Source organism: Ruminococcus sp. YE71, assembly GCF_900119155.1.
Classification (GTDB): Bacteria; Bacillota; Clostridia; order Oscillospirales; family Ruminococcaceae; genus YE71.
Genome location: NZ_FPIR01000004.1, coordinates 196174 through 222919, shown reverse-complemented (window position 1 = coordinate 222919; position 26746 = coordinate 196174). Strand labels below are relative to the sequence as shown.

Genomic DNA, 26746 nt, shown 5'->3' with positions numbered 1-26746 from the left:
ATTTTCTTCCTTATCTGTAATTTATGCTTGATATATCTAAGACATTGGTATATCCGAAATACTTGCGTAGTATGCCGTTAGCATTTTTTCGCAGTCGGCGGTGTACTCGCCCTCTGCTATCTTCTTGTCTTTATCGTTTAAAAGTATCACTCTGCCGCCGTTTACCGCATATCGTATCTCGACAGGTTCAAGGTGATGATATTCGTAGTACACCCCGTCCGGAAGTATGCAGACCAGGGGTTTCTTTTTGAGCCAAAAAAGTTCGTTTAAAAGCACCGCGACATAGAAAACAAGGACGAACACACAGCATATCCTGTGCAAGGAATACCGTGAGAGCGATTCGGCGATTTCCGTCCGCATATGATACGACAGGTCTGTTTCGAGGTATTCTTTTGCGCGGCTGATTTTTTCAGCGGTAATGCTAAGGTCGAGTATTTCGATGATGATCCACGCTGCCGACATTCTCAGTCTGAATTTTCCGCCGACGCGCTTATACGGAACAAACGCTTTTTCGTGTGAATTTTTTATAAGCCTGCCGAACTTTATCTGCCTTACGATTCTTGATATCTCGATGATGATTCCGGTAAATACTGTTAAAAATAGTAATCCATTCATAGCTTTTTATTACGTTTTATTTCATCCGTATACGGCTCATAATATGTCATGAGTATCCTGTCACACTCGTCCGCATCCGATGTTATCAGCGGCACGGGCTTGTCATATCCCGTTATCCTTATCATCGCGGCGTGACTGCCCGAAAACTCATATCGGATATACTCGGGCTTGATGAATCTGTCGCCGAATATCAGCCCCACGCTTGACAGATAGTAGAACCTGTCCGCGAATATCAGCAGTATCTGCATTACCAGCACGGTGATGAAAAATATCACCGCTATCTTCCCGATGAGAAGTTCCTTGTCAAGCGCTGCCTGACTTTTAGCGAGCATCTGCGCTTTCTGCTCTTCGGTGAGGTAGTCGGGGAAATGCACGTCAAGCGTCTTTTCCGACAGCTTCCGATAAGCACCTGACAGCTTGCAGATATGTGCCGTCAGCAGAGTGCCCTCGAACGCCATCGGCTTCAGCTTATGGGCTATGCCTGTTTTTACGGCGACCTTTTCGGGCAGTTTTGCGACGATGCGCCTGCATTTGACCATCCCGAAAAAGCTCTTTATCACCGCGAAAAGCATGACCGCCGCTATCGCTATCACGATATAGCTGAATACCGTGTTCATTCGTCGAGTATTTCCAGCGCACGGCGGTACTTCTCCATGCGCTTCACGACCTTTTCGGGCAGCTTCCCCTGCGGGAGCCGTCCCTTGTCGCTGTTGTGTATCAGGTCGGCACGCTTGACCGCCGCCGCAACAGGGTTCGCTTTCAGCCTGCGGACGTACTCGAAGTAGTCCTCGTCCTTGTCATATCGGGTCAGCAGCTTCACCGCTTCGACAACTTCGGGCGAGATACCCTCGTCAAGCAGCTGCTCTGCGGTAACATCCGTGTCCTCGATGACGTCGTGCAGCAGCGCGGCACAGCATGAGACCTCATCGGTCATCTGCTCCGCCAGATGGTAGGGGTGGAAAATGTACGGCACGCCGCTTTTGTCTATCTGCCCGTGATGCGCTTTGTAGGCTATCCGCATCGCGAGCGTTGTCTGTTCGGTGTATATCATTTTAACCTTTCTTCCGCTGTGATGATGAGCTGCTGGATGATGCTGCCCTGACGGACGGTTGCCGCCGCGTCTTTCGGCGGGAACCACCTTGCGCTCTTCACCTCGCCCGAAAGCGAAGTCTCGGCGTGCTTTACCCTCGCGAGGAATCCCACCATGAGCATCTGTTTGCTCTCATACCATATGCTTTCGAGGAACTCGGCGCTCTCGGCGGCGAGCCCTGTTTCTTCGGTTATCTCGCGGACGGCTGCCTGTTCGGCGCTCTCGCCGGGCTTTATGTAGCCTGCCACGCCCACGAATTTCGAGGTGTCGCCGTAGCTCTGCTGTATCAGCAGTATCTCGCCGTTCTCGTCCGCGACCACGCTGAGCACGCAGGTGGGGAACATATCGAACAGCGGCATATTGCAGTTCTCGCAGAAGGGAACTTCGCCCTCGTCGCCTATCCTGCGGGGAACAGCCTTTGTTCCGCAGTGAGGGCAGTATGTGAACTTCATGAGTTTACCATCATCCTTTCGGCCGAAGCGGCATCACATCTTCTCGACAAGTGCCGCTATCTCGTTGGCGTATGCGGTTATCTCCTCGGTGTTCCTGCCTTCGAGCATCACGCGCACCAGCGGCTCCGTACCGCTCTCACGCACGAGGACTCTGCCCTCGTCGCCCAGCTTGCCTTCTACCTCGGCTATCTTGTCGGTGACAGACTTGGTCTTGTCCCACAGACCCTTCTTTTCGGCGGTGATGCGGACGTTGACCAGCACCTGCGGGAACACTTCCATGCAGGAAGCCAGCTCGGAAGCCTTCTTACCCGTGTTTGCGAGTATCTCAAGGAGCTTTGCGCCCGTAAGCTCGCCGTCGCCCGTGTTTGCGTAGTCGAGCATGATGATGTGACCCGACTGCTCGCCGCCGATGTTGTAGCCGTTAGCCAGCATATTTTCCAGAACGTAGCGGTCGCCTACAGCTGTTATCTCGGCGTGCAGGCTGTTCTTCTCGCAGAAGCGGAAGAAACCGATGTTCGACATGACGGTGACAACGCAGGTGTCCTTTTTGAGCTGACCCTTGTCACGCATATACTGCGAGAAGATGGCGAGCAGCTTGTCGCCGTCGATGAGCTCGCCGTTCTCGTCCACCGCGAGGCATCTGTCAGCGTCGCCGTCGAATGCGAGACCGACGTCCGCGCCGACTTCCTTCACCTTAGCCTGCAAAGCCTCGATGTGGGTGGAGCCGCAGTTCTTGTTGATGTTGGTGCCGTCGGGCTCGTGGCTGATGAATGTACACTGAGCGCCGAGACCCTCAAATATCTGGTGTGCGGTGGCGCTTGCCGAACCGTTCGCGCAGTCGAGAACGACCTTGAGGCCGTTCACATCGGCGTCGATAGCCGACTTGATGAACTCGATATAGTCATTTGCAGCGGTATCGCAGCGGTATATCCTGCCGATGTCGCAGTGGTCTTTGAGGGCTATCTTCTCGGGGGTGTCGAGGATGAGCGCTTCGATCTCTTCCTCAACAGCATCGGGCAGCTTGAAGCCCGTGGAGGAGAACAGCTTGATGCCGTTGAACTCCACCGAGTTGTGCGATGCCGATATCATAACGCCTGCGTCGGCGTTGTACTTCTTGACGAGCAGAGCCACCGCAGGGGTCGGCACTACGCCGAGGATGTGTGTGTCAGCACCCACCGAGCAGATACCTGCCGCGAGAGCCGCTTCGAGCACGTCGCCCGAGATACGTGTGTCCTTGCCGATGATTATCTTCGGGGTATGGTCGCATTCCTTTGCGAGCACCATAGCCGCCGCTCTGCCGATATTCATAGCTGTCTCACAGGTGAGTTCCGTGATGGCTACACCCCTTGCACCGTCAGTACCAAATAATCTTCCCATAATAATTCTCCTTAAATATAAAATGTTTATTTTTTGCGTTTGAAATATATCATTTCAAGGTCGGTCATGCCGTTTTCGCAGAGTTCCTTTCCCGTGAACTCAAAGCCCATCGCCTTGTAGAACCATGCTGCATTATCGTTGCCTTTCAGGACGAAGAGGGTTATCTTGTCCCTGCCGAGAGCGTCCGCCGCGGCTTTCACGAGGGCTTTTCCCACGCCCTGCCGCTGAAATCTTTTCAGCACGTAGAGCGCGACTATCTCGCCGCTGTCGGCGTGAGTGCAGAACTCCCGCGCCTGCGGAAGAACAGCGACCGTCCCAGCGGCTTCACCGTCGGCAAATGCGAGCCTGTAGTTACCGCAGTTCTCCCGCGCTCTGCCGACGCACCGTTCGAGCGAACGCCCGTCGAGCACATCATCGGGCATCAGCCCTCTGTAAGTCTCGCCCCAGGCATCGTAAATTATCCGTCCCGCGATCTCGGCGTTTTCCGCTGTCACAGGTGTTATCGTAATATCCATATTTCTTGTTTATTATCTGAAGTCAAAGGTGGGTCTGCCCGTCCTTCAGTATCCCGAGGTGGTCGTAGGCAAGCTGAGTCGCCACGCGTCCGCGTGGGGTCTTTGCCACGAAGCCCAGCTGCATCAGATACGGCTCGCACACATCCTCTAAGGTCACGGCTTCCTCGCCGATCGCCGACGCTAACGTCTGCAATCCCACGGGACCGCCGCCGTAGCCCTTTATCATCATGCTGAGGAAACGCCTGTCGAGCTTGTCGAGCCCGAGACTGTCGATGTCCAGTTTGCTGAGCGTGAACGCGGCTATTTCCTTGGTTATCTTTCCGTCGCCCACCACCTGTGCGTAGTCTCTCGCACGGCGAAGCAGTCTGTTCGCGATTCGCGGCGTTCCCCTCGAACGCGAAGCCAGCTCGAATGCGCCATCGCGGTCGCAGTAAACGCCCAGTATCATCGCCGACCGCAGAACTATCTCGGTCAGCTGTTCGGGCTTGTATAGCTCCAGACGTTCGATGATGCCGAAACGGTCGCGGAGCGGCGCGGAAAGCTGTCCCGAGCGTGTGGTCGCACCCACCAGCGTGAATTTCTCCAGCTCGATGCGTATCGACCTCGCCGCAGGTCCCTTGCCCATGATGATGTCGAGGGCGTAGTCCTCCAGCGCAGGGTAGAGTATCTCCTCCACCTGCCGCGACAGACGGTGTATCTCGTCGATGAACAGTACATCGCCCTTTTTAAGGTTGGTGAGTATAGCCGCCAGGTCGCCCGGCTTTTCTATGGCAGGCCCCGAGGTCGTGCGGATGTCCACACCCATCTCGTGCGCGATTATCATCGAAAGGGTCGTCTTGCCCAGCCCGGGAGGGCCGTACAGCAGTACATGGTCAAGCGCATCGCCGCGCTGCTTTGCCGCTTCGATGCATATCTTTACGTTCTCTTTTACGTCGTCCTGCCCGATGTAGTCCGCAAGGGTCATTGGTCGGACGCTTATGTCAAAATCGTCGGTGGTATCAGGCGGCTGCTCCCTCGGAGACACCGCCCGACCCTCAAATTCAAGGTCGCCTTGTTCTATCATCTGTATTCTCCAATATCAGTTGGTCAGGTTCTTTTTGTAGAATGTGTCTATCTTTTCGAAAAGCTCGTCGTTCAGCGTGCTGTTCCACTCGTGCTTATCCATGACATTGCTCATGTAATAAGCCTTGTCCTCCTTCAGACGCTCTGCGTTTTCGGGAGCCTCGTAGTCGTAGCCGCGGGCTTTCAGCCATTCCTCGAACTTGCCGTTGAGTATCTCGCGCTTTTCGTTGCTGTCGTAAACGTGATTGTGCCCCGCGTCCTCGAAGCGGATAAACTCAAAGCGTGGGTCGCTGCCGAAGCTCTTGTATATCTTGTCGTAGCCGTAAGCTATAGGCACCACGTCGTCGTCAGCGCTGTGTATTATCATGGCGGGGGTGTCGCTTTGCGCAAAGCCGTCGAGCGCGCCGTTTGCCGCGTACTTGCCGAACTTGATGCGGTCGTAGAGCTTCACGTAGGGGAGCATGGCGTATATAAACGCTCCCGCCTGATTTTTGCCCTCGATCTCGAACATATCCGAAGCGGCGGCGAAGCCCGAGCATTCTGCGACAGCCTTTACCTCGGGGTGATATTTCAGAACGCTCATGACGCTGTAGCCGCCCCAGCTGTGCCCGAAGAGAGCTATGGGCATATCGGGGTATTTTTCTTCGACGAAGCTGATTGCGTGGTCGAGGTCGATAACGCCCTGGGGCAGACCGCCCACGGCGTCGCCCCCGCTCTCGTCGTTGCCCGTGGCGTCGTAGGCGAAAACGAGGTAATCGTGAGCCGCGAACCAGTCGGCAATGTTCATATAGCTTTTATGTCCGCCGCCGAAGCCGTGAGCCATAACGATGATACCGTGAGGGGGCTGATGTTCGTTTCTCTCGGGGTAGCGGTACATATAGCCCGTGAGCATCTGTCCCTTATCCGAGGGAAAGGTATATTTTGTAGCGCCGAGCTCCGCGAATTCCTCGATATGGGGGAAGGGCTCGGGCGTAGTGAAGCGCTTGTCGAAATTCTCCTTGTATATCACCACCGACATGACGCAGTCCGCGATGTTGAGTACAAACAGCACTATGAGGATTATCAGGATTATCTTTTTCTTCTTTGAGGTCGTTTTTGTTTTCATTGTCGTTATCTTCGTTTTCTTTTTTATATGTCTATGTCGGTCTTTGCGGGAATGTTCGTCTAAAATCTCGCGAGCCCGATCAGTGCTTTCTTTATAAGCTCCTCGACGGGCAGCGACGGGTCGAGTTTGCCGAGGACGGACAGAGCCTCGCCCTCGGTGTAGCCGAGGACTTCGAGGGCGGTGACTGCTTCGGCGATGTTCGATCCTGCGACTGCGGCAGTCGGGACTGTGCCGCCCTGACCGCGCACCGAGATAGTCTCGCCTGCGAGTTTGTCTTTAAGTTCAAGGATTATTCTCTGAGCGGTCTTGGCGCCGATACCTTTTATCTTGGTGAGCGACTTTGAGTCGGCAGTCGCGACGCAGAGTGCGAACTGCTGAGTGCTCATCCCCGACAGTATCGAGAGCGCCGCCTTCGGGCCCACGCCGCTTACCGATATGAGCAGTTTGAAGCATTTTAGCTCCTCGCGCTCGGCGAAACCGAACAGCTCCACCGCGTCCTCTCTCACGCTCATGTATGTGTAGAGGAACACCTCATCGCTGCCCGTTATCTTTTGCAGCGTTGACATGGTAGTCTTGCAGGCGTATCCAACGCCGCCGCATTCCACCACCGCAAGCTCGGCTTCGGTGTGTGCGAGCCTGCCCCTTAAAGAATATATCATCTGTCTGCTCCTTAGTATCTGCGTTTCTGACCCTCAACGAGACGCCGCGAATTCACCGAGTAGGCGTGGCACATCGCCATCGCCACCGCGTCGGCGGTATCGTCGGGCTTGGGTACGTTCTTGAGGTGAAGTATCACACGGGTCATCTCCTGCACCTGCTGTTTTTCGGCGTTGCCGTAGCCTGTGATGCCGCTCTTGACCTGTGAGGGGGTGTATTCGTATATCGGCAGCCCGAACTGTGTCGCCGCGAGGAGGATGACCCCTCTTGCCTCGCCGACCCCGATGCCCGTGGTCTTGTTGTTGCCGAAGTAGAGTTTTTCGATGCTGAGCTCATCGGGCTTGTAGTTTTGCAGGAGAACGCGCATATCGCTATAGATGGCGAGCAGGCGTTTTTCAAAAGGCGTGCCTGCTTCGGTAGTGATGGCGCCCATGCCTATCAGCTGCATATCCGAGCCGTCGTAGTCGATGACGCCGTAGCCCACAATTGCGTATCCTGGGTCTATCCCGAGTATCCTCAAACCCTCACTCCTCTCCGTGTTCGTACAATCTATACTATTATATCACATCACGAAAAGGATTTCAAGCCCCAAAATATCAAATTATTTAGGCATAAGCGCCCGTAAATTGTACGTCGGATGCACCGGGGGCTCCGAGGGGGTATGTTCCTGTCACATTTGTCACTAAGGCAGCACCGCACGACCGCCGACTTCGCCTGCTTGCATATTTTCCGTCATGTTGTCCAAATTCCCCTTGACTTGCGTCAGAAAGCCTGCGTCGGATTTAGGGCAACACCGCGCAACCACCGGCTCGCGCCTTTGCACGTCATATGCTTGCATAAATTCCGTCATATTACCCAAATTCGGCTTGATGGGCGCCAGCCCATCTGCGCCTCATTTAGGTAATCTGACGAAATTTCTGACTTCGCATCTGACGCACAATGGTCGTGCGGTGTTGCCTTAGACGATCTGACGAAAAACGGTTGTGCGGTATTGCCCTAAAATTTCTCTTGCAAATTTTTGCGGAATGTGTTATAATAAAATAGATTATAATGAGCAGACTGTTGTCTGCTGAACCCTCGGAGGTGTGTACAGACGTTTGACCGCATAAAGCTCGCTGCCGTTTCGATGGCGGCGGCGATGATACTTTCGGGCTGCACAGGTGTAAATCTTACGGTAGACAGTCTGCTGGCAGCACCAAAACTTACCGATGAACAGTCGCAGATACACGCGGCGCTCATCGCTGCCGTCGGCAGGAACATCACGCTGAAATATCCGCGGGGCGGTGCGAACCGCTCGGCTTACGTCATCGCGAACGTTGACGGCGAGCCTACGGAGGAAGCGCTGGTATTCTACGAATATACGGGCGCGGAGAATGAGGGCGTGCGCGTCAACCTGCTTGACAGGCGCGAGGATGGCAGCTGGTACTCGGTGAGAGAGATAGCAGGCGCAGGCACGGAGATAGACAAGGTGGTGATCTCGGCGATGGGTTCGGGCAGTGACCAGGACATCCTCGTCGGCTACCAGAACATCACTGGCGAGAACGCCCTTGAGATATACAGCTACTCGGGAGAGACCTTCCAGCGCATCGGCGCGGACAGCTACTCGCTCCTCGAAACGGTGGACATCAATTCCGACGGCAAGGAGGAGATAGTCACCATTCAGCGCATACAGGATTCCGAGACGGGCACGGCTTTCACCAAAGCCTACCTGCTGAGGATAAGCGACGGTGAGATAGTCAAGGACGACGGCATCGACATGATGCCGAGCGTTCAGAGCTACGTGAAGGCGTACAAGGGCAGGCTGAAAAGCGGCGACCCCGCGGTGTACATAGACGAGCTCGACCCCGACGGTCAGCTTCGGACGGAGCTGGTGTTCTACCGCTATTCGGGACTTCAGAACCCCGTACGGCTCAGAGCCGAGAAGATGGCGGCGATGGTCACGAGACCTGCGGGCTACAACTGCGCAGACCTTGACGGCGACGGCGTTTACGAGATACCTTCCTGCAAGCCGATGCTCGGTTACGAGGACGCGGTGGCGGAGGAACAGGTGCTGAAAACGACCTGGAGCGTTTATGAGGATTTCTATAAGCTGACCCCGAAGATATCGGGCTACCACAGCGTTGCCGACGGATACACGCTGGAGTTCCCCCAGAGATGGACGGATACGGTGACGGTCAAGACAGACGCCGATACGGGCGAAGCCGTGTTCTACAAGTACGAGGGCGATATCAACGCCGAGATGCAGGAGCTCATGCGCATCAAGACCGTCCGCAAGGACGAGGCGGAAGAGCTGCTCTACAACGGCTACAGGCTCATCGTTTCGTCGGGACAGATAGACTATCTGGTGAAGCTGCCCACAAACAAGCGCGAAAAACTTATACTGACGATAGACGAGGTACAGAACAACTTCTATCCGATAACGAACTGAACCCCTGAGTGAACGGCTGAGATACGTGCATGCGTTCGGAAAAAATTACAGAAAAACCAAAGAAAGGACTGGGATATAATGAAAAAAGTACTGGTATGTGAGGACGAGGAGTCCATAAGAGATTTTGTGGTGATAAACCTTAAAAGAAGCGGCTACGACGTGGTGGATGTCTGCTGCGGCGAGGACGCGATAAAGGCATACGATAACGAGGACGGCGGATTCGACGTGGCTCTGCTGGACATCATGATGCCCGGTATGGACGGTATGCAGGTATGCAAGAAGTTCCGCGAGAGAAGCGAGACTATGGGCATCATCATGCTGTCGGCTAAGTCGCAGGAGATGGACAAGATATCCTCGCTTATGATGGGCGCGGACGACTATATCACAAAGCCCTTCTCCATCTCGGAGCTTATCGCGAGAGTCGATGCGGTATGCCGCCGCGTAAGCATGGTACACTCGAAGGCAGAGACTGCTTCGGTCATCACGAGCGGCCCCTTCACTCTTAACCTCAAGAGCCGTACCGTGTTCAAGAACGGCACGCAGATAGACCTGACACAGGTGGAGTACCAGATAATGGAGTACTTCTTCAAAAACCAGAACACCGCTCTCGACCGTTCCAGCATACTCAACCATATCTGGGGCGAGAGCTACTACGGCGACGACAAGATAGTGGACGTTAACATCCGCCGTATCCGCATGAAGATCGAGGACGAGCCCTCCAACCCGAAGTACATCCTCACCATCTGGGGCTTCGGCTACAAGTGGAGCGCCAGCTGAAGCGGAGACGGGAAATAAGTGATAAAAGATATGGGTGTGACCTTATTCAAATTTAAGGCAAAGCCGAAAAACAAGGCAAAGAAGGCAAAGTCCGAACGCAGGGCAAGGAACCCCTTCGGCAGGCGAAGCATCGTCACCCACTGGCAGACGACCTCGATGGGCATGGTCGTGGCTCTGCTGGTGATAACGGGTGTGCTCATAGGCGTGCTGCTGAGGAGCTACTACTACGGCTCGGCAAGGCAGTACCTCACCAGCCGAATGAACATAATCACGGGCTCGCTTGAGAACTACTCGGGCGACACCGCCATCAACTACTCGGCACAGATACGCTCGATAGTCGAGGGGTATGAGGACAAGGACAAGATAGAGCTTATGGCGATAACCGCCGACGACAGGGTGGACATCACCTCGTCGGGCTTCTCACCGGGAGAGGATATGAGCTTCTCCGACTATGAGGCCGCAAAGATCGCCGACAACGGCATGGCTTACGACATCTTCGAGCTGCCGAGCGGCGAGAAGGTCATAGCCGTGACCTCGATGATATCGCTGGCGGGCTGCGAATACAAGGCTCTGCGTATGGTCAGCTCCATGAAGAACGTTGACCATCAGCTTCTGATACTCATGCTCGGAGTGGTCATGCTGTTCCTGCTGATAACGCTGCTGATATACCTGTCGGGCAGGTTTTTCATCCGCTCGATAGTGTACCCCGTTATCAGGATAGGCGAGATAGCGCGAAAGATAGCGAAGGGCGACTTCTCGGAGCGCATCGACAAGACCTCGGACGACGAGCTGGGCGACCTCTGCGACTCGATAAACTACATGGCTCAGGAGCTTTCGCGAACCGAGTCCATGAAGAACGAGTTCATATCGTCCATCTCCCATGAGCTGAGAACGCCGCTCACCGCCATCAAGGGCTGGAGCGAGACGCTGACGGCGATAGACGACAGGGATACCTTCGTCAAGGGTATGCGCGTGATCACATCCGAGACCGAGAGACTTTCGCAGATGGTGGAAGAGCTTCTCGACTTCTCACGCATACAGGACAACCGCCTGACGCTCATCATGGACAAGATAGACATACTCGCCGAGATAGGCGAGACGGTGCTCATCTATCAGGAGCGTGCGAGGGCGCTTGGCATCACCCTCAACTACTACGAGCCCACTATGCTGCCCTTCGTTTACGGCGACAAGAACAGGCTCAGACAGGTGTTCATAAACATCGTGGACAACGCCATCAAGTACTCCGACAAGGGCGATACCGTGTCGGTGGAGGCGTATGAGGAAAAGGGCGACATCTGCATACTCGTGAGCGACACGGGCATCGGCATCAAGAAAGAAGACCTTCCGAAGGTCAAGACGAAGTTCTTCAAGGCGAACCATACGCGCCGCGGTTCGGGCATCGGACTTGCGGTGGCGAACGAGATAATCACCCGTCACAACGGCACGCTGAACATCAACAGCGAAGAGGGCGTGGGCACGACCGTGCTGATAACCCTCCCTGCGATAAACGACGGCAAACAGCAGACCGAGAACAAGCCGACGGTAGACGCTCAGCTCATTTCGTCGGACAGGACCAAGACGGAGGGATAACGGAATGAGACCGAACGGCGGAAAGATAATCATAAGAGTGATAGCGGCTTTTTTCGGTGTCATTCTTATACTGGTGGGACTGGTATTCGGAGGCGTGTCGCTGGCGTTCCGCATCTCGCAGGACAAGCTCCGCGACAAGTGCAGCGGTACTGCCGAAGCTGAGGTCATAAAGCTCGTTTCCGACAGCGATAAGGCTTCGGCGCCGATCTTCCTGTTCAGCGTTGACGGCAAGAAATATCAGGTCACCTACTCGAACTACTCGGATCCGCCGCGCTATTCGGTGGGTGAGAAAGTGCAGCTGAACTACGACCCCGACGCCCCGACGACGATATTCGTGCCTGGCGACAAGACTCTCCGCACCATCATCACGGTGTTCATCGCGGTGGGCGGAGGACTGGTGCTTATGGGGCTTGTTGTGATAATACTCGGCTTTGTGCTGACGAGAAAGCTCGGGCGCACACCGCCGCCGCAGTATCAGTATCAGCAGTACGGTATGTAAGGAGCAGATAAAATGGATCGTTCGGCAGGAACAAAAAAAGTCACGGCGTTTTTGACAATAATCTCGGTGGTATTCATAGCCATCGGAGTGATAATAGGTGCGTTGGGCGGCATCATGTATTTTGCCGACAAGCAGGAAAGCGACAGATGCACCGAGATCGTCACCGCGGTAGTCACGGATATGCGTCAGAGCAGTTCTTCCCACGCGCAGGCGCCTGTGTTCAGCTTCACGGCGGACGGGAAGGTGTACACGGTAAAGATGAACACCTACAGCTCGCCCCCGAAGTACAGCGTCGGCGACACCGCCGAACTGCGCTACGACCCCACCGACCCGAACAGCGTCTACGTCGATTCGGACAACTTCCTGCGCTACATGGCGATAGGATTCGGCGGCGGCGGAGTGCTTGAGATAGCCGTCGGCATCATCACGATGTTCGCGAAAAAACGCTACAAAAAGAACCGTGAATCGATAATGTATCAGTGATAAGAAATACGAGATGAGAAATAGGGAATAAGAATTATGAAGTCCGCCGTGCGGACAATTAAAAAAGATACTGCACAAACCGCTGGAATAACGTCGCCGAAGGCGATACCGCATCTCCTGTCTCTCATTTCTTATCTGATAAAGAAGGTGTGATGTTATGAACGCATTCTTCCCTCAGCGACTCGCCCCGATGACGGACGAGGATTTTCTAAGGCTTGCTGACTGCATCAAGACCCGATACGGGCTGAATCTCGACGATAAGAAAAAGCTTGTCGAGAGTCGGCTTTATAACTATGTCCTTGACAGAGGCTTCTCATCGTTCGCGGAGTTCACCTCGGTTGCGCTCGCCGCGGATAATGAGACGGAGATGGCGAACATCATCAACCGCCTGACGACAAATTATACATACTTCATGCGCGAACAGGAGCATTACGACCATTTCAGGAAGGTCTTTCTGCCGAACGCGGAAAAGACCCTCAGGGGCGACCAGCTCTGTATCTGGAGCGCGGGCTGTTCCTTCGGGCATGAGGCTTACACCTTCGCCGCCTGCATGGAGGACTACTTCGAGGGGCGGAACAACAACTGGGACAGGCGCATCCTTGCGACCGATATATCCCACAACGCCCTGCTGACTGCAAAGCGCGGCAGCTACAGTGAGGCGACTCTCGATGCGCTCCCGAAGATCTGGAAACGCAAGTATTTCACCGAGAAGAACGGCATCTACACCGTTAATGAACGGCTGCGCTCACAGGTGGTGTTCAAGTGCCATAATCTTATGGATCCTATCACCTTCAAGAAGAAATTCGACCTGATAGTCTGCCGAAACGTAATGATATATTTCGAGAGAGATACCATCTCACAGCTGATACGCCGCTTCTACGACGCTACCAATGAGGGCGGCTATCTCTACATCGGTCACGCCGAATCGCTGCCAGACGACTGCCCGTATGTCCGCGAACAGGCGGCGGTCTACCGCAAACTGAGGAGGGATGAAAGATGAAAAGACGCATACTTATCCTTGATGATTCCCCCCTGTACACACAGCTGGTGAAAAGCATAGTGAACGGCACCGACGGCTTCGAGATATGCGGCTGCGCCACCGACCCGTATGAGGCGGTCACCCTTATCGAAAAGCTGAAACCCGATATGCTCATCCTCGACGTTGAACTGCCCGTGCTGGGCGGCGCAAAATTCCTGCGCAAGCTCATCCCTCAGTACGCTATCCCCGTCATCGCCTGCACCACCCACAAGGGTATGGCTTCGACGATGCTGACGGCAGGAGCGGCGGATTTCGTGCTCAAACCCGACGGCAGCGCGATAGAGGAATTCCGCGGTGCGCTCAGGTCGGCGATGGCAAACGCCGCGAATCTCCGCGAGATAACCTGCGAGGGCAAGGTCTACAAGCTCAGACGCACAGCCGAGAAGATAGCCGCAGCCGACCGCAGACTCATTCTCATCGGGGGTTCGGCAGGCAGTACCGAGGCTCTGCCCGTGGTGCTCAAAGGCTTTGACAGCTCGATGCCGCCCACAGCCGTGACGCTGCATCTTCCGCCGGGATATACCTCGCTTTTCGTGGAGCGGCTGAAAAAAGAGTGCAGTCTGAAAGTGTGTCAGGCGGTAGACGGCATGGCTCTCGAAAAGGGCATGGTGGTCATCGCCGAGGGCGCGAAGCATATGCGCATAGTACAGTCGGTGACTGGCTACGCCATAAGCTCGAAAGAGGGCGAGAAGATATCGGGGCACTGTCCTTCGGTGGACGCGCTGTTCACGTCGGCGGCGGAGCTGAGAGCTGACCGTTTCATCGCGGTGCTGCTGACGGGAATGGGCTACGACGGCGCCGACGGTATGCTGAAGCTCAGGAAAGCAGGGGCATACACAATAGGGCAGGACGAAAAGACCTCGATGGTATACGGTATGCCGAGAGCGGCTTTTGAAGCGGGCGCGGTGGAGAAGCAGAGTGCGCTGGGCAGCATCAGCTTCAACGTCCGCAAGAAACTTGGGGAGTGGAAATAAGATATGAAAAGCTACCTGACCTTTAAGACAGCAGGCGTGGATTTCGCCTGTGATTTTGACGACATCATCCGCATCGAGGCTGCCGCGGACAAGACGGTGACAGCGGCGCCCTCATTTCCCGAGTATATGCCCGGGACGTATGTTTCGGAGGGCGAAGTAGTGCCTGTCATCGACACTGCGCGGCGATTTGGCTTGGGCAGGCGAGTGAGGGGCGAGTACAGCTGTTTCATCGTTGCGAAGCTGACAGAAGGGCTTGACGGCAGGTACGACCGCTGTGCCGCGCTGACCGATGAAGTATGCGGTTCGGTGAAGCTGGAAGAGGAGCTGAGTCCGCCGCCCGCGGTGAATTCGGAGAGTTTTGCGAAGTATGTATCGGGCACATTCGTGCATGACGGGAAGATATACTACGTAATAACCCCCGGACTGTTATGCGGAGAATAAACAGGAAAGAGAGAATGACTATTCATTCTCTCTTTTTTTATCAAATGAAAAGCCAAGACACCCCCCTCGTGTTCGCCGGAGACTAAAAAGTTTAGGAGGGAGGGAGACCCCCGCCTTAGCTGCGCACGGCTACAAAGGGTCCCCCAGCAGGGGCTCGGGGACAGCGTCCCCGCCCTCGGAACACCGTTCTGCCCCGAAAGCGCACAAACGACCCCACCAAACATAAAATCGGCAAATCCCAAGAACAACGTCCAAAAAGGCGCAAAATGAAAAAACCAATCCAACATAACAGGAACACACGATTTGCCGATTTTATTTTCGCGAGAGAGTGAAGCGATTCGAGTGAAACACCCCCTCGCACCAATAGGTGCGACAAGTCATGACTCAAAAGAACTTGTAATGCACAAGCGGTACAACACCCCAACCAGCACACCCCACAGGGTGAATTTACAAAATATTATAGAATAGCGCGTGGTTTTATGATATAATAAACTTTGTATGATTTGACGGCGCACAGACTTCGCGCTGCGAAAAGGAAAAAGGAAAGAAAAAGGAGAAGAAAAATGATACAGGTAAATGACTTGACAATGCAGTTCGGCGGACAGATGCTGTTCAAGGACGCGGAACTGAAATTTGTGGGCGGTAACTGCTACGGTATCATCGGCGCGAACGGTGCAGGCAAATCCACATTCCTGCGCATTCTCTGCGGCGAGCTTGAACCTACAAAGGGCGAGATCGTCATCGACAAGGGCACACGTATGTCCGTTCTGAGACAGGATCACTTCGCGTTCGATGAGTATACCGTGCTCGATACCGTTATCATGGGCAATAAGCGCCTTTACGATATCATGCAGGAAAAGGACGAGCTCTACGCTAAGCCCGATTTCTCAGACGAGGACGGCGAAAGAGCTGCGGAGCTCGAAGGCGAGTTCGCTGAGCTCAACGGCTGGGAGGCTGAGAGCGAGGCTTCTAAACTTATACAGGGTCTCGGTCTCGACGAGGGAATACTCTATCAGCAGATGAGCGAACTCGACGGTAACCAGAAGGTCAAGGTTCTGCTTGCACAGGCACTCTTCGGAAGCCCCGACATCATCCTGCTGGACGAGCCGACTAACCACCTCGATATCTACGCTATCCGCTGGCTGGAGGACTTCCTCGCGGAATACTTCGGCACCGTGCTCGTGGTATCACACGACAGACACTTCCTCAATAACGTCTGCACCCACATCGTCGATTTCGACTACGGCAAGGTCAAGATGTACGTCGGCAACTACGAGTTCTGGTATGAGTCCTCGCAGCTGATGCAGAGACTTATCAAACAGCAGAACAAGAAGACCGAGGAGAAGATAAAGGAATTGCAGGAGTTCATCTCGCGGTTCTCCGCGAACAAGTCCAAGTCCAAGCAGGCGACCAGCCGCCGCAAACTGCTCGATAAGCTGACCGTTGAGGAAATGCCTGCTTCTTCGAGAAAATATCCCTACATCGGCTTCACACCCGACCGCGAACTCGGCAAGGATATCCTCAAACTCGACGGTATCTGCAAGAAGGGCGAGAACGGTGAACAGCTGCTCAACAACGTGACCTTCACTCTCGGACGCACCGACAAGGTCGCTATCATCGGCAAGAGCGAACAGGCTATCACCATGCTGTTCAAGATAATGGCTGAAGAAGTCGAGCCCGACAGCGGCACGATGAAGTGGGGCGTTTCGACATCGCGCTCTTACTTCCCGAAGGACAACAGCGAGTACTTCAACGGCTGCGAAATGACCATCGTCGAGTGGATACGTCAGTACTCGACGGGCGAGGACACCGATACGTTCCTGCGCGGATTCCTCGGCAAGATGCTGTTCTCGGGGGACGATATCTACAAGAAGGTGGACGTTCTCTCGGGCGGCGAGAAGGTGAGATGTATGTTCTCGCGCATGATGCTGTTCGGCTCGAACGTTATACTGCTCGACCAGCCCACCAACCACCTCGACCTTGAATCCATCACGGCGGTGAACAATGCGCTGACCGACTTCAAGGGCGTGGCGATCTTCACGACTCACGACCACGAGATAATGCAGACCGCCGCTAACCGCATCATCGAGATAACCGAGGACGGCTGTATCGATAAGGTTGGCACGTATGAGGAATATCTCGACTGGAAGAAAGAACGCGAAGCAAACGCAGAATAAGAAGAATGCGATGATCGTTAAACCGCGCAAATGACCTATCCGAGCTCCAAGATCCGCCGCAGGCGAATAAAAAGCACAAACTGATCCATAACGATATAAAATCGGCAGATCCTGAAAACACGTTCAAAAAGCCGTCCAAACAGGGACAAAGACGATTGAACGTGAACAGACGGATTTGCCGATTTTATTTTGGCGAGAGAACGCAAGCGATTCGAGCCAAAGACCCGAGCCGCTCGCCCGAATAACCCCCAAAAACGCCCACCCATACTGTAACAAATCAACAACTAAAAATCCAAAAGCTGTGCAAATTTTTCATGCGGCAGACTTGATTTAACACGGAAAATGTGGTATAATATCTTATATATCGCTTTTCGTGAAAGGAATGGTAAGCATGAAAGACGAAAGACAGCAAAGAGTAAGACTGCAATCGGGAATAATCTCTGTGGTGTCGGCGGCACTCATAGTGTTCGTGGTTGCATGGCTCATAAATACTGCGGTAACAGGCAGAAAGTACGGACTTACACTGCTGACCGCAAAGAAGGCCGAGACTTCGGCTTCGCAGAGCGAGACGGGCAAGAAGAAAAGCTCGAAAAAGAAGAAGGACAGCTCGGCAGTGACCGACACCGAGAGTAAGGCAGACTCCCTGCCCGAACAGGTGATACCTTCCGACAGCTCCGATCCGAGCTCACAGGCGGCTGTGTATGAGGGCGCCGCTATGAAGGATGACTTTTCCGATGCCTGCTTCATCGGCGATTCGAGAACTGTGGGTCTTGAACTCAACAGCGATAAGGCAAAGGCGGATTTCTACGCTTCGCAGGGTCTGAATATCAGCTCCGCACTGACCGATCAGGTCGTAACGCTCGATAACGGCAATATGGGTACTGTTATCGAAGGCGCTGCTCAGAAACCTTACAGCCGTATCTTCATCATGTTCGGCATCAACGAACTCGGCTGGCCTTCGCCCGAGACTTTCGTGGCGGATTACGTCGATCTCATCACACAGGTCAAGGCTGTTCAGCCCGACGCTCAGATCTATATCCAGTCGGTGCTGCCCGTGAGCGCTGCCGCAGTGAACGAGAACGAGGTGTTCACAAACGATAATATCGACTCGTTCAATGAGAACTTCGTAAAGCAGGTGGCTGCACAGACGGGTACAACTTACCTCGACATCAACTCCTACTTCAAGGACGCGTCAGGTATGCTCCCCGAGGACGCGGCTGCCGACGGCATACACTTCACAAGGGATTACTGCTTAAAGTGGATAGACCTGCTCGCATATCTTGTCCCGACAGGCGAGAACGTGTGAGCTGATATAAATAACGGAAAGGAAAAATGAAAATGAAAAAGAGTATTTGCGTACTTGCCGCAGTTATCATGGCGGCTTCGATGATGACCGCCTGCGGCGGCAGTGATGACAGCAGCGAGGAGAGCAAGGCTGCTCCCGCTCAGGCTCAGACCGCTGACAGCACCGCAGAAGGCGGAAACGAAGGCAACGAGCACACTGATGAAACAAGAAAGAACGCAAGCGCATATGCCGATGACCTGTTCAACGGAATCGAGTATGTGGATCAGCTCAACCCCATCTCGCCCGAAATGGTGGAGAAGGTGTACGGTATCCCCGCGGACAAGTATTCCGACGGCAAGGTTTACGTAGGCGGCGTTTCCACCGCTGAGGAGATCGCCTGCTTCGACGCTGTTGACGAGGCGGCGGCGGCAGACATCAAGGCTGCCTGTGAGGCAAGGATAGCCGCACAGATCAAGGCGGTCGAGGGCTACAACCCCGACGAGCTGACTAAGCTCAACGACCCCGTTCTCGTTGTGAACGGCAACTCGGTATATATGTGCCTCAGCAACGACAATGCAAAGGCAAAAGAGGTAATCGGATAAGTAACAGATAACGATATGTGCTGCTGTGGGATCTCACTGCGGCGATAACGGATCGTTTAAAAATCACGGCGGAGGTTCTTGAAACGGTGCTTCCGCTGTTTTTTCGGAGAAATATTTATGGTCTTTTCAAGCATGGTATTCCTGTTCGCGTTCGTGCCTGTGGTGTTCGCGCTGTACTTCGCTGTCCCGAGATTTCTGAAAAACGCTGTGCTGTTTATCGTCAGCCTGTTTTTCTACGCATGGGGCGAGCCGAGGTACATACTGCTGATGCTGACTTCCATCGGCGCGGCATACGTTACGGGTCTCTTCGCAGACAAGGAAAAATACGGTAAAAAAACCGCGCTCATATCCACCGTCTTTGCGGTCGTGTGGAATATGGGACTGCTTTTGTTCTTCAAGTACTCGGGCTTCTTCGTGATGAACACGAACTCGCTGTTCCATACGGCGTTCAAGGTCCCCGAGATAGCGCTGCCGATAGGCATCTCCTTCTACAGCTTCCAGTCGCTGTCCTACGTCATCGACGTGTACAGGGGCGAGGTCAAGCCGCAGAAGAACTTCATCACGCTGGGCACCTATGTGGCGCTGTTCCCGCAGCTGGTGGCAGGCCCTATCGTGCGCTACATCGACATCGAGAAACAGCTGAACGCCGAGAGGAAATTCTCGCCCGAACAGTTCGCTTCGGGTGCGAAGAGGTTCGCGGTGGGTCTTGCGAAAAAGTCGCTGCTTGCCAACAACATCTACATCCTCTTCGACGAGGTCAGCCACGCGGACGCTTCACAGCTGAGCGTGGGCGCGGCATGGCTCGGAACTATAGCCTACACCTTCCAGATATACTTCGATTTCAGCGGCTATTCGGATATGGCTATCGGCATGGGACGTATGCTGGGCTTCGATTTCCTTGAGAACTTCGACTACCCCTACATCTCGAAGTCGGTCACCGAGTTCTGGAGAAGATGGCATATGTCGCTGTCCTCATGGTTCAGGGATTACGTTTACATCCCTCTGGGCGGCAACCGCAAGGGCAAGGTCAGACAGTGCGTGAACATCATGATAGTGTGGTGCCTGACGGGCTTCTGGCACGGCGCGAACTGGAACTTCCTGCTGTGGGGTCTCTACTTCGGCGTGCTGCTGCTTATCGAGAAGCTGGTGCTGCTGAAACGGCTGGAGAAACTGCCTGCCGTGGTGCAGCATATCTACGCGCTGTTCATCATCGTTATCGGCTGGGGCATATTCGCGTTTGAGGATACCGCACAGCTGAAAGCGAACTTCGCGAATATGTTCGGCTTCGGCGGTCTGGAACTCTGGAACGACCAGACCACGCTCTGGTTCACGGAGTTCCTGCCGCTGATGATAGTGCTCATCATCGGCTCGACCCCCGTTGTGGAAAAGCTCAGGATAAAGATGAACAACACCTTCCCGAAGCACTATCAGCTCATCGCGGAGCCTGTCCTGACGGCGGCGATGCTGGTGCTCTCGACCGCGTATCTTGCGTCGAGCGCGTTCAACCCGTTCCTTTATTTCCGATTCTGATGAAGGGAGTTCTTTGCTATGAGAAAAGAAGATATCAAGCGCGATAAGCTCCCGAGCATCATAATGACGGGCGTTTTCATCGGCTATCTGGCGGTGTTCTCGCTGGGTACGCTGCTTATAAAAGACCGTGAGTTCTCCGAGATGGAGAACCGCCCCCTCGCACAGAAGCCCGAACTCACGACCGAGGCGGTCATGAACGGCGAGTTCGGCAACGGCACGGAAAAGTATATGTCCGACCAGATATTCCTCAAGGACAAGATGATGTCGCTGAAGACCAGCTTCGACCTCATGTCGGGACGGACTTATCAGAACGGTGTGTACTTTGGAAAAGGCGGCTACCTGATGCAGAGATTCACTTTCAGCGACCAGCTCGAAACGAACATGAAGCTCATCACCGATTTCGCCGACAGCTGCACCGTCCCCGTGAGCATGATACTCGCGCCGAATTCCATCTGCGTCAACGCCGACAGACTGCCGAAGGACGCCGTCACCGATAATCAGGTGGACATCCACAGGGTATCGCAGTTCGAGAAATTCGCGGGGCATTTCCACAACTACGTCATGCCCTACAGCCGACTCGTCGAGCTTCAGGAACAGGGGATACAGACCTACTTCCGCACCGACCACCACTGGACGGTCTCGGGCGCAAGGGCGACCCTCGATATGTGGCTGGACAAGGAGGGGATAGGCGGTACGGACGCGCCATACGAGTACCTCGACGGGTATAAGTTCTACGGCACCCTCTACTCGAAAGTGCCTGCATTCGGGGCAAAGTCGGATAACTTCGGGTACTTTTTCAACCCCGAGGGTCAGTATACCATCGAGTACGTGATGGAGGGCAGGACGACCGACCGCTTCGTTGACGAGGCTGACCTTGAGAAAAAAGACAAGTACGGCGCACTCCTCGGCGGAAACTTTGCGCTCCTGCATATCACCTCGAACGCGGCGGGCGGCAGAAAGCTCGTGGTCGTAAAGGACAGCTACGCCAACGCTATGCTCCCCATGCTCGCGGACAAGTTCTCCGAGATGTGGGTCGTTGACCTGAGATACTACCACACGGGAACGGTCAGCGAGCTTATCGAACAGAACGGCGCGGACGAAGTGCTGTTCATCCACAACATGGATTTCCTCAATGAGGACAGGAATTTCGTGTGGCTGGGCTGAGTTAAGACGTGATTTACAATATGTTTATATAGTTTAGAGTTTTATGTGTTAGAATAAATACCGTATTGTTCGTTTTCTGTGCGAAAAGACTGTAAAAGGAGGAACGTTCATGCGGAAAGATAAGGCTTTTGCCGTGATACTGGCGGCGGCGATGCTGTCTGCCTGCGGTCAGCAGGAAACATCGTCAGAAGCGGCGGTGGTCACCGTTACTGCACTGCCTGCCGAAACTACCGTGACCGAAACTGCCGCGGGGACATCGTCCGCAGAGACAGAGACTGCACCTTCCGAGACGCAGACTGCTGCACAGACGACCACCACCCGAAAACCCGACGAAACGACTGCGACCACCACCGTCACCGACCACGAGGCGAACCTCATCGACTATTTCGAGGTCACGCTTCCCGAGACGGTCATCCCCGACACTGAGGTGGAGGAACTTCTGCCGACGAGCCATTCGTTCACGCAGATAAACGGCATGACCTACATAGACGACATACTCATCGTCAACAAGACCTATTCGGTGCCTGCCTCCTACGACCCGCAGGGGCTTCTGCCCGAAGCGCAGAACGCCTTCAACGAGATGCAGTCGGCGGCTTCGATGGAAGGGATAATGCTGTACATAGTTTCGGGCTACCGTTCATACGCGGAGCAGGAGGGGCTGTACAACAACTACTATTACTACAACGGCGCGGAGACCGACCGTTTTTCGGCGAGACCGGGACATTCGGAGCACCAGACGGGGCTTGCGATGGACGTCAATAACGCGAGCCGATATTTTGCAGGCACGCCCGAAGCGCAGTGGATAGAGAAGCACTGCGCGGAGTACGGTTTCATCGTGAGGTATCCTTACGGCAAGGAGGAAGTCACGGGGTTCATGTATGAGCCGTGGCATATCAGGTATGTGGGGAAGGATCTTGCAAAGCTGCTGACCGATCACAGACTGACGCTGGAGGAGTATTTCTGTATTGATTCGGAGTACAGTGCCAGTGAAGAAGTATCGCAGGCAGAAGAAAGCAATACGGATAACGCCTACACCGAAAACAGCGACAACTACACCTATAACGACACCTACACCGACGAAACATGGTGGTAACAACAAACACCACAAAAATGTCACACATCCAAATAAAAAAAGACTTGCATTTTGAGACCTCGTGTGATATAATAACATAAGTGAGGTCGAAAGACCGCACAGACATTTACAAAGGGGAGCCTGTAAACAGGCTGAGAGTAGCACGTCCGAGTGCCTGACCCTTGAACCTGATTTGGGTAATGCCAACGTAGGGACATATCTGACCGATAACGGGAACTGTCTCTAAGAGCAGTTCCCGTTTTTTACTTTAGGAGGGGATGTTAATGGTAAAAGTCAACGGACAGCCGATGGAAGCGGCAGGTCAGACGGTGACTCAGCTGGTGACCGCTCAGGGCTATGACCCTGTCCGCATCGCAGTTGAACGAAACGAGGAGATCGTTCCGAAATCCGCTTACGACAGCACTGTGGTACAGGACGGCGACACGGTGGAGATCGTGAGCTTTGTCGGAGGCGGCTGAAATGATAACCGAGGAGGAACTGTACCGCAGCCTTGCCGAAAAACAGGGCGGGACCGCGCAGGAAAGATTTGCGGCGGCTTCGGTCGTCATATGCGGACTCGGCGGTCTCGGCTCGAATGTGGCTCTTGCTCTCGCACGGGCAGGGGTCGGGCGCATACATATGATAGACTTCGACCGCGTCGAGACTACGAACCTCGGCCGTCAGCAGTATTTCCCCGATCAGGTCGGGATGAACAAGGCGGACGCTCTGCTTGAAAACGTCCGCAGAGCTGCGCCCTACAGCAATATCACCGCTCAGACCGAGAAGATAACCGCGGAAAATATCCCTCAGCTGCTTTCGGGCTTCGACGTGGTCTGCGAATGCTTCGACAGCGCCGATCAGAAGGCGATGCTCGTCAACGCCGTGCTCGAACAGTTCCCGAAGGCGTGGCTCGTTTCCGCTTCGGGGATGGCAGGGATAGATTCGGCAAACAGCATACAGACACGCCGCGTTTCAAAGCGCTTTTTCCTCAGCGGCGACGGTGTGAGCGACGTCGAAAGCACAGAGGGGCTCTTCGGCACGAGGGTCGCGGTCTGCGCGGCTCATCAGGCACATACCGTCCTCCGCATACTCGCAGGGGAATATGACAGCTGATACTTTATTTTTGAAAGGAACTTTACAATGAAAGATCTTGCTAAAGACGACCGCCTTGTTATCGGCGGAAAATCATTCGGCTCGCGCTTTATTCTCGGCTCGGGCAAATATTCGCTCTCGCTGATACAGGCGGCAGTCGAGCACGCGGGCGCGGAGATAATCACCTGCGCCGTCAGACGCGCAAACACAAAGGAACACGAGAATATCCTCGACTTCATCCCGAAGGGCATCACACTTCTGCCGAACACTTCGGGCGCACGCAACGCCGAGGAAGCTGTGCGCATCGCACGCCTTGCACGTGAACTCGGCTGCGGCGATTTCGTCAAGATAGAGATCATGCGCGACACAAAGTACCTTCTCCCCGATAACTCCGAGACCGTCCGCGCTACCGAGATACTCGCGAAAGAGGGCTTCGTGGTGATGCCCTATATGTACCCCGACCTCAACACCGCCCGCGACCTCGTGAACGCAGGCGCCGCCGCAGTTATGCCGCTGGCTTCGCCTATCGGTTCAAACAAGGGTCTTGCTACCCGCGACTTCATACAGATACTCATCGACGAGATAGACCTGCCCATCATCGTTGACGCAGGCATCGGCCGTCCCTCGCAGGCTTGCGAGGCTATGGAGATGGGTGCTGCCGCAGTCATGTCCAACACCGCTCTTGCCACCGCAGGCGACCTGCCGATGATGGCGGCGGCTTTCCGTCAGGCGGTCGAGGCAGGCAGACGCGCTCACCTCGCAGGTCTCGGACGCGTGCTGACACGCGGCGCGGCTCCCTCGGATACCCTCACGGGCTTCCTGCATGACTGAGGAGGCACAGTATGGATGACCGTTTTTTAGTCGGGGACGAGGGTCTTTCCCCGAAAGCGCTTGAGAAAAAACACCGCCTTGAAAATGACCCCTCATCCCGCACCGACCATATGGCGTATCTGCCCGGTCAGGAGCAGATAGACTCGGATATCCGCGAGAGGGTGATGGCGGAGGTGGAGTCCTACGACCCGTCGCGCTACACGGCGGCGGACGTTGTGCGCACCCTTGCGCAGGACAATATCGGCATCGAGGGGCTGAAAGCGCTCCTTTCGCCTGCCGCGGCGCCCCTTCTTGAGAAGATGGCGCAGCGTGCTACCGTCGAGACACAGTGCCATTTCGGCAACACCGTCTATCTTTTCACGCCGCTCTACATCGCAAATCACTGTGAGAATTACTGCGTTTACTGCGGCTTCAACTGCTACAACCACATCCGCCGTATGCGCCTGACGCCCGAGCAGATCGAGCACGAGATGAAGGTCATCTCCGAGAGCGGAATGGAGGAGATACTCCTGCTGACGGGAGAGAGCCCCACAATGAGCGACATCAAGTATATCGGTGAAGCCTGCAAGCTGGCGCGGAAGTACTTCCGCATGGTGGGTATCGAGATTTACCCCGTCAACACCGAGGACTACCGCTATCTGCACGAGTGCGGAGTGGACTACGTGACCGTCTTTCAGGAGACCTACGACACGGAGAAGTACGAGACACTGCATCTTGCAGGCCACAAGCGCGTATGGCCCTACCGCTTTGAAGCGCAGGAGCGTGCGCTGATGGCAGGCATGAGGGGAGTGGCAGGCTCGGCTCTGCTGGGACTTTCGGACTTCCGCCGCGACGCGCTGGCATCGGCTCTGCATATGTACTTCCTTCAGCGCAAGTATCCCCATGCGGAGATATCGCTCTCATGTCCGCGTCTGCGCCCTATAATCAACAACAACAAGATAAATCCCCAGGACGTGGGCGAAAAGGAGCTTTGCCAGATACTCTGTGCGTACCGCATCTTCATGCCGTTTGCAGGCATCACGGTATCCTCGCGCGAGAGCAAGTCCTTCCGCGACGGCATCGTGAAGATAGCGGCGACGAAGATCTCGGCAGGCGTTTCCACGGGCATCGGCGACCACGAGAGCAAGTACGCAGGTCATGACGACGGCGAGGGCGGCGACGAGCAGTTCGAGATCAACGACGACCGCAGCCTCGGGCAGATGTACCGCGATATGGCGGACGAAGGTATGCAGCCCGTGCTGAACGACTACCTCTATGTGTAAGATAATATGCGTGACCGACATCGCGTCCTGCCGCGGAGACTTCCTGACTCAGCTGGGCAGGATATGCGAGGGCAGACCCGACGCGGTGATACTCCGCGCAAAGACCCTCGGTGCGGACGCTTACCTTGAACTGTACCTTTCCGCGAAGGAGGTCTGCGGAGATGTGCTGCTCGTGCCGCATTTTTACGGTATCGAGGGTGCGGAGGTGCGGCATATGCCGCTGCCGCTGCTGAGCGAAGAGAGACCGAGCGGCAGGTTCGGCGTATCAGTTCATTCTGTTTCGGATGCCGAGCAGGCGTTCGGGATGGGCGCGGAGTACCTTGTGGCAGGTCACATTTTCGAGACCGACTGCAAGAAAGGGCTCAAAGGCCGCGGAACGGGATTCCTGCATGAGGTCTGCTCGGCGGTGCCGATACCCGTGTATGCCATCGGCGGCATCACCCCCGAAAATATCGGGGAAGTGACAGAAGCGGGCGCGGCAGGGGTCTGCGTGATGAGCGGTCTGATGAAAAGCGAAGACCCTGCTGCATATATAGAAGCGTTAAGGCAGGGATGCCGCAAAAAGTGAGCGTCCTGCCGTCATATGTGCGAAAAAAAGCGCATTCGGAACAAACCCGAATGCGCTTT

Annotated in this window: 29 protein-coding genes and 1 riboswitch; of the genes, 19 read left to right on the top strand and 10 right to left on the bottom strand. The window is 54.8% G+C overall.

All coding sequences use genetic code 11. From position 1 onward, the window contains the following. Positions 1 to 36: 36 nt before the first annotated feature. Genes BT142_RS05595 through ruvC form a run of 10 tightly spaced genes read right to left on the bottom strand, consistent with a single transcriptional unit; the run spans position 37 to position 7393 of the window. Positions 37 to 615, bottom strand: coding sequence for a hypothetical protein (locus BT142_RS05595; RefSeq protein ID WP_072417223.1), 579 nt, complete (start codon positions 613 to 615; stop codon positions 37 to 39). Next, a complete protein-coding gene (locus BT142_RS05590; RefSeq protein ID WP_072417222.1) occupies positions 612 to 1232 on the bottom strand; it encodes a hypothetical protein in 621 nt (206 codons plus the stop codon). The genes BT142_RS05595 and BT142_RS05590 overlap by 4 nt, the downstream gene beginning before the upstream one ends. After that, positions 1229 to 1666, bottom strand: coding sequence for an HD domain-containing protein (locus BT142_RS05585; protein ID WP_072417221.1), 438 nt, complete (start codon positions 1664 to 1666; stop codon positions 1229 to 1231). Before BT142_RS05585 ends, BT142_RS05590 begins: the two co-directional genes overlap by 4 nt. Continuing rightward, positions 1663 to 2157, bottom strand: a complete 495-nt coding sequence (locus BT142_RS05580; protein ID WP_072417220.1) for an NAD(+) diphosphatase — start codon at positions 2155 to 2157, stop codon at positions 1663 to 1665. The genes BT142_RS05585 and BT142_RS05580 overlap by 4 nt, the downstream gene beginning before the upstream one ends. Before the next feature lie 33 nt (positions 2158 to 2190). Beyond that, on the bottom strand, positions 2191 to 3534 hold the full coding sequence (gene glmM / locus BT142_RS05575; protein ID WP_072417219.1) for a phosphoglucosamine mutase: 1344 nt from the start codon (positions 3532 to 3534) through the stop codon (positions 2191 to 2193). Between the two features lie 26 nt (positions 3535 to 3560). After that, positions 3561 to 4049: a GNAT family N-acetyltransferase gene (locus BT142_RS05570; protein WP_242871925.1), complete on the bottom strand. Its 489-nt coding sequence runs from the start codon at positions 4047 to 4049 to the stop codon at positions 3561 to 3563. Positions 4050 to 4071: 22 nt separating this feature from the next. After that, complete coding sequence (ruvB, locus tag BT142_RS05565; RefSeq protein WP_072417218.1) at positions 4072 to 5112, bottom strand: Holliday junction branch migration DNA helicase RuvB; 1041 nt, start codon at positions 5110 to 5112, stop codon at positions 4072 to 4074. A gap of 15 nt (positions 5113 to 5127) precedes the next feature. Next, positions 5128 to 6216, bottom strand: coding sequence for an alpha/beta hydrolase (locus BT142_RS05560; protein ID WP_072417217.1), 1089 nt, complete (start codon positions 6214 to 6216; stop codon positions 5128 to 5130). Positions 6217 to 6275: 59 nt separating this feature from the next. Beyond that, positions 6276 to 6875 (bottom strand): Holliday junction branch migration protein RuvA, encoded by a 600-nt coding sequence (gene ruvA, locus BT142_RS05555; RefSeq protein ID WP_072417216.1) that lies wholly within the window; start codon positions 6873 to 6875, stop codon positions 6276 to 6278. An 11-nt stretch (positions 6876 to 6886) separates the two neighbouring features. Beyond that, complete coding sequence (ruvC, locus tag BT142_RS05550) at positions 6887 to 7393, bottom strand: crossover junction endodeoxyribonuclease RuvC (protein WP_072417215.1); 507 nt, start codon at positions 7391 to 7393, stop codon at positions 6887 to 6889. Positions 7394 to 7999: 606 nt separating this feature from the next. On the opposite strand from ruvC, the gene BT142_RS05545 reads away from it, so the two are divergent. From BT142_RS05545 to BT142_RS05455, 19 genes are all read left to right on the top strand, one after another. Next, positions 8000 to 9301 (top strand): hypothetical protein, encoded by a 1302-nt coding sequence (locus BT142_RS05545; protein WP_072417214.1) that lies wholly within the window; start codon positions 8000 to 8002, stop codon positions 9299 to 9301. Between the two features lie 78 nt (positions 9302 to 9379). Continuing rightward, a complete protein-coding gene (locus BT142_RS05540; protein WP_072417213.1) occupies positions 9380 to 10078 on the top strand; it encodes a response regulator transcription factor in 699 nt (232 codons plus the stop codon). A gap of 36 nt (positions 10079 to 10114) precedes the next feature. Next, the gene (locus BT142_RS05535; protein ID WP_242940023.1) at positions 10115 to 11668 is read left to right on the top strand and encodes a sensor histidine kinase; all 1554 of its coding nucleotides are present in this window, start codon (positions 10115 to 10117) and stop codon (positions 11666 to 11668) included. 4 nt (positions 11669 to 11672) lie between these two features. Continuing rightward, entirely contained in the window at positions 11673 to 12167 is a 495-nt protein-coding gene (locus BT142_RS05530; protein WP_072417212.1) for a DUF3592 domain-containing protein, read from the top strand. Between the two features lie 12 nt (positions 12168 to 12179). After that, a complete protein-coding gene (locus tag BT142_RS05525; RefSeq protein ID WP_072417211.1) occupies positions 12180 to 12650 on the top strand; it encodes a DUF3592 domain-containing protein in 471 nt (156 codons plus the stop codon). A gap of 157 nt (positions 12651 to 12807) precedes the next feature. Then, complete coding sequence (locus BT142_RS05520; protein ID WP_084659338.1) at positions 12808 to 13650, top strand: CheR family methyltransferase; 843 nt, start codon at positions 12808 to 12810, stop codon at positions 13648 to 13650. After that, the gene (locus tag BT142_RS05515; protein WP_072417210.1) at positions 13647 to 14663 is read left to right on the top strand and encodes a chemotaxis protein CheB; all 1017 of its coding nucleotides are present in this window, start codon (positions 13647 to 13649) and stop codon (positions 14661 to 14663) included. The genes BT142_RS05520 and BT142_RS05515 overlap by 4 nt, the downstream gene beginning before the upstream one ends. Positions 14664 to 14666: 3 nt before the next feature. After that, the gene (locus BT142_RS05510) at positions 14667 to 15104 is read left to right on the top strand and encodes a chemotaxis protein CheW (protein ID WP_072417209.1); all 438 of its coding nucleotides are present in this window, start codon (positions 14667 to 14669) and stop codon (positions 15102 to 15104) included. A 563-nt stretch (positions 15105 to 15667) separates the two neighbouring features. Next, positions 15668 to 17281 carry an ABC-F family ATP-binding cassette domain-containing protein gene (locus BT142_RS05505; RefSeq protein ID WP_072417208.1) on the top strand — a complete coding sequence of 538 codons (1614 nt, stop codon included), beginning with the start codon at positions 15668 to 15670 and terminating at the stop codon, positions 17279 to 17281. Between the two features lie 391 nt (positions 17282 to 17672). Continuing rightward, entirely contained in the window at positions 17673 to 18587 is a 915-nt protein-coding gene (locus BT142_RS05500; RefSeq protein ID WP_072417207.1) for a GDSL-type esterase/lipase family protein, read from the top strand. Between the two features lie 32 nt (positions 18588 to 18619). Then, positions 18620 to 19168 carry a DUF4358 domain-containing protein gene (locus BT142_RS05495; protein WP_072417206.1) on the top strand — a complete coding sequence of 183 codons (549 nt, stop codon included), beginning with the start codon at positions 18620 to 18622 and terminating at the stop codon, positions 19166 to 19168. Between the two features lie 117 nt (positions 19169 to 19285). Further along, on the top strand, positions 19286 to 20698 hold the full coding sequence (locus BT142_RS05490; protein WP_072417205.1) for an MBOAT family O-acyltransferase: 1413 nt from the start codon (positions 19286 to 19288) through the stop codon (positions 20696 to 20698). An 18-nt stretch (positions 20699 to 20716) separates the two neighbouring features. After that, entirely contained in the window at positions 20717 to 21862 is a 1146-nt protein-coding gene (locus tag BT142_RS05485) for a DHHW family protein (RefSeq protein WP_072417204.1), read from the top strand. 109 nt (positions 21863 to 21971) lie between these two features. Then, positions 21972 to 22955, top strand: a complete 984-nt coding sequence (locus BT142_RS05480; protein WP_072417203.1) for a M15 family metallopeptidase — start codon at positions 21972 to 21974, stop codon at positions 22953 to 22955. A gap of 102 nt (positions 22956 to 23057) precedes the next feature. Beyond that, a riboswitch (TPP riboswitch) is annotated at positions 23058 to 23167 on the top strand. A gap of 51 nt (positions 23168 to 23218) precedes the next feature. Further along, the gene (gene thiS, locus BT142_RS05475) at positions 23219 to 23413 is read left to right on the top strand and encodes a sulfur carrier protein ThiS (protein ID WP_072417202.1); all 195 of its coding nucleotides are present in this window, start codon (positions 23219 to 23221) and stop codon (positions 23411 to 23413) included. A gap of 1 nt (position 23414) precedes the next feature. Beyond that, entirely contained in the window at positions 23415 to 24047 is a 633-nt protein-coding gene (thiF, locus tag BT142_RS05470; protein WP_072417201.1) for a sulfur carrier protein ThiS adenylyltransferase ThiF, read from the top strand. A gap of 27 nt (positions 24048 to 24074) precedes the next feature. Continuing rightward, positions 24075 to 24857, top strand: a complete 783-nt coding sequence (locus BT142_RS05465; protein WP_072417200.1) for a thiazole synthase — start codon at positions 24075 to 24077, stop codon at positions 24855 to 24857. Positions 24858 to 24868: 11 nt separating this feature from the next. Continuing rightward, the gene (thiH, locus tag BT142_RS05460; RefSeq protein WP_072417199.1) at positions 24869 to 26119 is read left to right on the top strand and encodes a 2-iminoacetate synthase ThiH; all 1251 of its coding nucleotides are present in this window, start codon (positions 24869 to 24871) and stop codon (positions 26117 to 26119) included. Next, a complete protein-coding gene (locus BT142_RS05455) occupies positions 26112 to 26687 on the top strand; it encodes a thiamine phosphate synthase (RefSeq protein ID WP_072417198.1) in 576 nt (191 codons plus the stop codon). The genes thiH and BT142_RS05455 overlap by 8 nt, the downstream gene beginning before the upstream one ends. The last annotated feature ends 59 nt before the right edge of the window (positions 26688 to 26746 follow it).

Excerpts from the sequence above, each read along its gene's own strand:
- BT142_RS05520 (WP_084659338.1), top strand. The coding sequence starts at position 12,808 with ATGAACGCATTCTTCCCTCAGCGACTCGCCCCGATGACGGACGAGGAT.
- BT142_RS05515 (WP_072417210.1), top strand. The coding sequence starts at position 13,647 with ATGAAAAGACGCATACTTATCCTTGATGATTCCCCCCTGTACACACAG.
- BT142_RS05590 (WP_072417222.1), bottom strand. The coding sequence starts at position 1,232 with ATGAACACGGTATTCAGCTATATCGTGATAGCGATAGCGGCGGTCATG.
- thiS (WP_072417202.1), top strand. The coding sequence starts at position 23,219 with ATGGTAAAAGTCAACGGACAGCCGATGGAAGCGGCAGGTCAGACGGTG.
- BT142_RS05495 (WP_072417206.1), top strand. The coding sequence starts at position 18,620 with ATGAAAAAGAGTATTTGCGTACTTGCCGCAGTTATCATGGCGGCTTCG.
- glmM (WP_072417219.1), bottom strand. The coding sequence starts at position 3,534 with ATGGGAAGATTATTTGGTACTGACGGTGCAAGGGGTGTAGCCATCACG.
- ruvA (WP_072417216.1), bottom strand. The coding sequence starts at position 6,875 with ATGATATATTCTTTAAGGGGCAGGCTCGCACACACCGAAGCCGAGCTT.
- BT142_RS05510 (WP_072417209.1), top strand. The coding sequence starts at position 14,667 with ATGAAAAGCTACCTGACCTTTAAGACAGCAGGCGTGGATTTCGCCTGT.
- BT142_RS05505 (WP_072417208.1), top strand. The coding sequence starts at position 15,668 with ATGATACAGGTAAATGACTTGACAATGCAGTTCGGCGGACAGATGCTG.
- BT142_RS05525 (WP_072417211.1), top strand. The coding sequence starts at position 12,180 with ATGGATCGTTCGGCAGGAACAAAAAAAGTCACGGCGTTTTTGACAATA.
- BT142_RS05455 (WP_072417198.1), top strand. The coding sequence starts at position 26,112 with ATGTGTAAGATAATATGCGTGACCGACATCGCGTCCTGCCGCGGAGAC.
- BT142_RS05530 (WP_072417212.1), top strand. The coding sequence starts at position 11,673 with ATGAGACCGAACGGCGGAAAGATAATCATAAGAGTGATAGCGGCTTTT.
- BT142_RS05570 (WP_242871925.1), bottom strand. The coding sequence starts at position 4,049 with ATGGATATTACGATAACACCTGTGACAGCGGAAAACGCCGAGATCGCG.
- BT142_RS05500 (WP_072417207.1), top strand. The coding sequence starts at position 17,673 with ATGAAAGACGAAAGACAGCAAAGAGTAAGACTGCAATCGGGAATAATC.
- BT142_RS05485 (WP_072417204.1), top strand. The coding sequence starts at position 20,717 with ATGAGAAAAGAAGATATCAAGCGCGATAAGCTCCCGAGCATCATAATG.
- ruvB (WP_072417218.1), bottom strand. The coding sequence starts at position 5,112 with ATGATAGAACAAGGCGACCTTGAATTTGAGGGTCGGGCGGTGTCTCCG.
- BT142_RS05595 (WP_072417223.1), bottom strand. The coding sequence starts at position 615 with ATGAATGGATTACTATTTTTAACAGTATTTACCGGAATCATCATCGAG.
- thiF (WP_072417201.1), top strand. The coding sequence starts at position 23,415 with ATGATAACCGAGGAGGAACTGTACCGCAGCCTTGCCGAAAAACAGGGC.
- BT142_RS05540 (WP_072417213.1), top strand. The coding sequence starts at position 9,380 with ATGAAAAAAGTACTGGTATGTGAGGACGAGGAGTCCATAAGAGATTTT.
- BT142_RS05480 (WP_072417203.1), top strand. The coding sequence starts at position 21,972 with ATGCGGAAAGATAAGGCTTTTGCCGTGATACTGGCGGCGGCGATGCTG.
- thiH (WP_072417199.1), top strand. The coding sequence starts at position 24,869 with ATGGATGACCGTTTTTTAGTCGGGGACGAGGGTCTTTCCCCGAAAGCG.
- BT142_RS05585 (WP_072417221.1), bottom strand. The coding sequence starts at position 1,666 with ATGATATACACCGAACAGACAACGCTCGCGATGCGGATAGCCTACAAA.
- BT142_RS05560 (WP_072417217.1), bottom strand. The coding sequence starts at position 6,216 with ATGAAAACAAAAACGACCTCAAAGAAGAAAAAGATAATCCTGATAATC.
- BT142_RS05580 (WP_072417220.1), bottom strand. The coding sequence starts at position 2,157 with ATGAAGTTCACATACTGCCCTCACTGCGGAACAAAGGCTGTTCCCCGC.
- BT142_RS05490 (WP_072417205.1), top strand. The coding sequence starts at position 19,286 with ATGGTCTTTTCAAGCATGGTATTCCTGTTCGCGTTCGTGCCTGTGGTG.
- BT142_RS05545 (WP_072417214.1), top strand. The coding sequence starts at position 8,000 with ATGGCGGCGGCGATGATACTTTCGGGCTGCACAGGTGTAAATCTTACG.
- BT142_RS05465 (WP_072417200.1), top strand. The coding sequence starts at position 24,075 with ATGAAAGATCTTGCTAAAGACGACCGCCTTGTTATCGGCGGAAAATCA.